At 60.8% G+C, this 5,000-nt stretch carries 3 protein-coding genes and 1 pseudogene (1 of these 4 running past the window's edge); 1 reads left to right on the forward strand and 3 read right to left on the reverse strand.

The window, feature by feature from the left end; translation table 11 throughout:
• Both Q0367_RS02860 and Q0367_RS02865 read right to left on the reverse strand, forming a co-directional pair.
• Window positions 1-281, reverse strand: a pseudogene (locus Q0367_RS02860) (hypothetical protein); the annotation flags it as partial.
• Between the two features lie 732 nt (window positions 282-1,013).
• Entirely contained in the window at window positions 1,014-2,879 is a 1,866-nt protein-coding gene (locus tag Q0367_RS02865) for a radical SAM protein (RefSeq protein ID WP_297634980.1), read from the reverse strand.
• Window positions 2,880-3,504: 625 nt separating this feature from the next.
• Here Q0367_RS02865 and Q0367_RS02870 point away from each other — a divergent pair.
• On the forward strand, window positions 3,505-4,227 hold the full coding sequence (locus tag Q0367_RS02870) for a hypothetical protein (protein ID WP_297634977.1): 723 nt from the start codon (window positions 3,505-3,507) through the stop codon (window positions 4,225-4,227).
• Here Q0367_RS02870 and Q0367_RS02875 read toward each other — a convergent pair.
• Window positions 4,154-5,000: the final stretch of a peptidoglycan bridge formation glycyltransferase FemA/FemB family protein gene (locus tag Q0367_RS02875; protein WP_298980854.1), read on the reverse strand. 1,472 nt of this gene lie beyond the right edge of the window; the window shows 847 of its 2,319 coding nt (coding positions 1,473-2,319); the start codon falls outside the window, past its right edge; the stop codon is at window positions 4,154-4,156. The genes Q0367_RS02870 and Q0367_RS02875 overlap by 74 nt on opposite strands.

The raw sequence follows: 5,000 nt of genomic DNA on the forward strand, positions 1-5,000 counted from the left end.
ATGCCGCCCTTGTTGCCGCCGTTGGCCCAGATGCCGCCCTTGTTGCCGCCGTTGGCCCAAATGCCGCCCTTGTTGCCACCGTTGGCCCAGATGCCGCCGCGGTCACCGCCGTTGGCCCAGATGCCGCCGCGGTCACCGCCGTTGGCCCAAATGCCGCCCTTGTTGCCGCCGTTGGCCCAGATGCCGCCTGCCTGAGCGGGAACGCTGACGCTAATCAAGAGGGCGAACGCAATGAGTGTTGCGATCACAACGGTTCCAAAGCGGATGGTGCTGCGGTTCATGGTGTCTCTCCCCTTCTGTTTGAATTGCAAAAGATCAAAATCAATAATCTTGGGATCCGATGGGCAATATGACGTAGAACAAATCCGTCGCCAGCGCGAGACTTTTAGTGTAGGCTCTTGGCGCTGTTGGCTACGACAAATGCAGTATACTACAACTTTTGCAAAATTACAATACCGTAAAGTAATCGAATTTCAAACCCAAGAATTCGTCAAGTTGGCGCCTTCACTGCGAGTTAGGGCGATCTTGGAGCGCGTTAAATCATGGGCGCGCGAAAACCACGAGCGAGGCGCCATCAAATCATCAACCGGAATGGAGCGAAGCGTTGGAGGCGTCTACTGGCTGCCCGCCGGGTGCGTGGGAAAATTCAGGCAAAAGCCGGCGACTGGCTGATTCCCAGGAAACTGCGGGATATTTTTCTTGCGAATTCCTCGCTTCGACCGTCGAAGGCGCTGCGAGCGTCCGGGCAAGATGGTGAGAACCACCAAGACGCCAAGACACCAAGGACACTCACAAGCGAAAAAGACGCAAAATCTTCGCGTTTCTTGGCGGCTTCGCGTCTTTGTGGTGATATTCTGCTCGCCTGGCCGCCCAGCGGAAGGGAAGCGAGGGGCAGGGGACAAAAGCGAGCGATTGGAGACGCCCGGTTTGCACAAAAGGAGCGAGCAATCTTCTGCGCAACGTGAGCTTCTACATTTGTGGAATCCAGCTCTAAACTCCCAGAAAGATAGGCGCTATGCCTGAGGGGAAGCCTCTCTCAGGGGCTGCGCCTTCGCTCTGAGTTGCGTCCAGGGCATCCAGTCTTCTGCACGCCAGGGGCCGCCTTTGGCTGCGGGCACGGGACGATTGACGTTGTCGCCGTAGCGGAAGGCCCATGCCGGATCGCACGCCTGGCAGGCCATACAACCGGCGCTATCAGGCGGACAGCTCAACCCTGTTCTGTTCCGGCTGGCGAGCCGCAGTTCATAGTGGAAATAATTTTCGCTGACGCCGCTCTGCACCACGTCCCATGGCAGCGGCGAGCCAATTTCCCATGCGCCGACGTAGTGCTCCTTGTCCAAACCCTGCGCCGCCAGCGCCTGAAAGAAGGATTTCACCGTCAGCCCGCCGGAGGGAATGGCCAGCAGCGCCTCGGCCAGCGCGCGGTCGCCGCGGCTGAGCACCGCCTGCACCTCGGCCCAGTCGGGCGAGTCGGCGCGCACTTCTATGCCGTGTCGCGCCAGCGCCTGATGGATCATTTTCTGGCGTCTGCGCAGCGTCTCGACGGGCGTCATCGCCTCCCACTGGAAGGGAGTGTGCGCCTTGGGGACGAAGGGTGTGGCGTTGATGGCGATGCGTCGTTTGAAGCGTCGGCGCGCTTCAAGCGTGAAGTCGATCAGCGCCTGGATGTCGTCGTCGGTTTCGGTGGGATGGCCGACCATGAAATAGAGTTTGAGTTGAGGAAAATTGAACTCTTGCGCCAGGCTGATGGCGCGCATCATCTGCTCTTCGGTCTGCGTCTTGTTGATGACGTTGCGCAGCCGTTGCGAGCCGGCTTCGGGCGCCACGGTCAGTGTTTTGGCGCCGGTTTCGGCCAAGGCTTTGATCAGCGGCACAGAGATCGGATCCATGCGCATGGAAGAAGCGCTGAGACTGGCGCCCATCTGTTGAAGCGCGATCGCCAGCTCGTCGATCTGGGTGTGATCGCTCACGGCGGCGCTGACCAGCCCGATTTTCGTATAGCCGAGAGAAAGGGCGCGCTCGGCGGAGGCCAACAGGGTTTCGATCGGCTGTTCGCGCGCCGGCCGATAGACATAGCCGGCGAGGCAAAAGCGACAACCGCGGCCACAGCCGCGCGCAATTTCCATCAGGTGCATGTTGGCGAACTCGGTGTCGGGCGTGTAGAGCGCGCTGCTCGTGTCGAAGTCCGGCAGATTGCGCACCCACAGCCGCTCGACTTTGCGAAAATGGGGATGGTTGCGGTTGGAAGGGCGCAGCGTCGGTGCGTACCAGCCGGGCGTGCGGTCGAGTTCGGCCAGCAGCGCCTCATGGTCGTCCAGCCCGCCATGACGACAGCGCTCGATGAAATGCGGAACCGCCTCTTCTCCCTCGCCGATCAAGATGGCGTCGAAGAAAGGCGCCATCGGCTCTGGGTTCATGGTCACGCCGGGGCCGCCTGCAATCAGCAAGGGCCAGGGTTTGCCGTTCCACTGTCGGGAAGCGGCGCGATCCACAGCCAGCGGCGGAACGCCGGCCTGTCGCAGCAGTTCGACGACGTTGAAATAATCCATCTCCCAGGAAATGGTGAACGCCCATACGTCAAAATCGACGGCGGGCGCTTCACTTTCCAGCGAAAGCAGCGGTCTGCCCGCCTGCGCAGCGCCTTTTTCCCAAAAAATGCGTTCGCACACGACGTCCGGTTCGGCGTTGAAGATGCGATAGAGAATCTGCAGCGCCAGGCTGGACATGCCGACGTAATACGTGTTCGGCATTGTCAACGCCACACGGATGCGCCCTCCCCAGTCCTTGTAGATGGCGCCATGTTCGTTGCGCTCAGGCTGGCCGCCGCGTGGGCGATGCGCTATCGAATTGCGATTTTGGACCGTGCGTTTCCTGCTCAATTCCCTGCCTTCAATTGTTCCACCATGAACACCCCTGGGGCGCTCCTGCATCCCGATTCTTTTACATTGTCGATCGGACAGTATAACACAAAGGAGAGAGCGCATGTGTAAGAGCGCGTGCGAAAAGAAAGTTCGGCGGCGATATGTTCTATTGGCGTTGGACAGCGTATAATGCGTCCAGACTTTTTTCTCCAGTCCATCGACTTCGGGTGCGAACAGCAGCGAGGAGTTATGCAATCCGATCGCAACCTGCGCGCCCTGGCGCACAAAATCGGCTTCGACCCCGATGATCGATCACCACCTACACTGTGGTGAAAGATGCGCTCGAAGATCGCTCGGCGTTGAAGGCCGTCTAAACGTGACTCGATGGAGCGTCCTATTTTGTCGTTGCCGCCGATGTCCAGGGTGAAGCCGTGCTTGTGACCCTCGAAGGATCTGGCGTATTGCCTCCGCTGCGCAATCTGGCCGCCAATCTGGCGTCCGACTTGAAACGCCCGATTGTAGTCAACGCGCAGGTGTTGCCGATAGATGCAAACAGAATCTTCTGAAGGTCCCTTTGGCGCAAGAATAAGAGAAACGCCTCATCACAAAGTCTCTGCTCTAAATTGTAGAAAGGCGGAATCGCATGTTGCGCAGTCTTGTTCACACCATCACGCTATTCCTTGCAGTGATCGGCCTGCTCCTTTGTCTCGCTGCGCTGATCGGCGTGTGGGCGGTGCGCAAACCGGCCACCGACGCAACCGTGGCCGTGCTCCAAACGTTCGCGCAAGAGGCGGCCTATGCCGGCGCAGCAGGGGGTGCGCTTTCTGAGCAAATTACGAGAGCCGACGCCGTGATGGAAACTGTGCGCGAGCGCCTGGGGAAAACGGTGAACGGAGGAGCGCCAGAGATTCAGGAAATGATCCGGTCCCGCGTGGCGCCTTCGATTGCCTCGGCCCGCTCCACGCTCATCAATGTGCGCACGAGCCTGGTCGCCCTCAACGCCTCTCTCGAGCAGCTCAACCGACTGCCGGGCGTTGAGGCGCCGACCTTTACAGCCGAGTTGCAGGAGTTTGACCGGCATCTCGCCGAGTTCGATGCACTTGTGACGGAGCTGCAAATCTTGACGGCGGAGTCGACGCTCGACGTTTCTCAAATCGAAGCGAGCATAGAGAGAGCCTCTCGCACACTGATGGGCCTGAGGGCGAGGGTGGACGCCTGGAGCGCCCAGATCGAGCAGGTGCGCGCCTGGAGCGAGGAGAGCGCCCGGACCGCCCCGTTTGCCATCGACCTGGTCAGCGTCCTGGTCTCTCTGCTGGCGATCCTGTTCGGGGCGGGACAGCTCTGCCTGATTCGGCGCATTCCCTAGCCCATCGCATCGCAGAGAGGGCGAAGGGGAGCGCCTGCGTGACCGCCCGATAGCCGAGCGGCGAAATTACATAGTCCCAGGCGCCGATGTGCGGCTGAAATTCTGCGCCAAAGCCCTGTTTGAACTGCCAGACGCCCTGCAGCGGATCGGCGGGGTCGTCCGGCTGCGTCGGCGCGCCCCACCAGTCGTAGAGGGTGCAGCCCTGGGCGATCGCCCAGCGCATCGCCTCCCACTGCAGCAGGTAGTTGGGCATGTCGCGACGATGACGATCGCTGCTGGCGCCGTAGAAATACCAGACGGTTGCTCCGTAGCGCAACAGGAAGAGGCCGGCCACCGGCTCCGGATCGTCGGGATGTTCGGCCAGCAGCAGGGCGCCCCCGGCCGGATTGCCCGGTTCGCGCTGCGCGGCCAGGAAGGCCCGCCACGCCGTTCGATAATAGGCGGCCGGCCGAATCAGAAAGCCATCGCGTCGAGCCGTCTCGGCGTACAGGGCATAGAATGCGTCCAGCTCTTTTTCCTCGCCGCAGCGAACGCGCACCCCTCGCTTCTGCGCCAGCCGGATGTTGTAGCGCCATTTGCTTTTCATCGCCGCCAGCAACGCGTCTTCACCCATGCGCAGGTCGGTGAACGCCGTGTTTTTGAATTGAATCTGCTCTGCGCTGAAGCGCCACCCCCGCCGTTGCAGCGCATGCAGCGTCAGCCGGCCCGCCGTAGTGTCCTCGCGCACGTTGGGATCGATCTTCACAAAGACGCACTTTTTGCTGCGTGCGTAT

The sequence above is a fragment of the uncultured Caldilinea sp. genome (genome assembly GCF_937128415.1).
Taxonomy (GTDB): Bacteria; Chloroflexota; Anaerolineae; order Caldilineales; family Caldilineaceae; genus Caldilinea.

What these genes read in the sequence shown, in the direction of transcription:
- Q0367_RS02870 (WP_297634977.1), top strand. Translation starts at nt 3,505, where the DNA reads ATGTTGCGCAGTCTTGTTCACACCATCACGCTATTCCTTGCAGTGATC.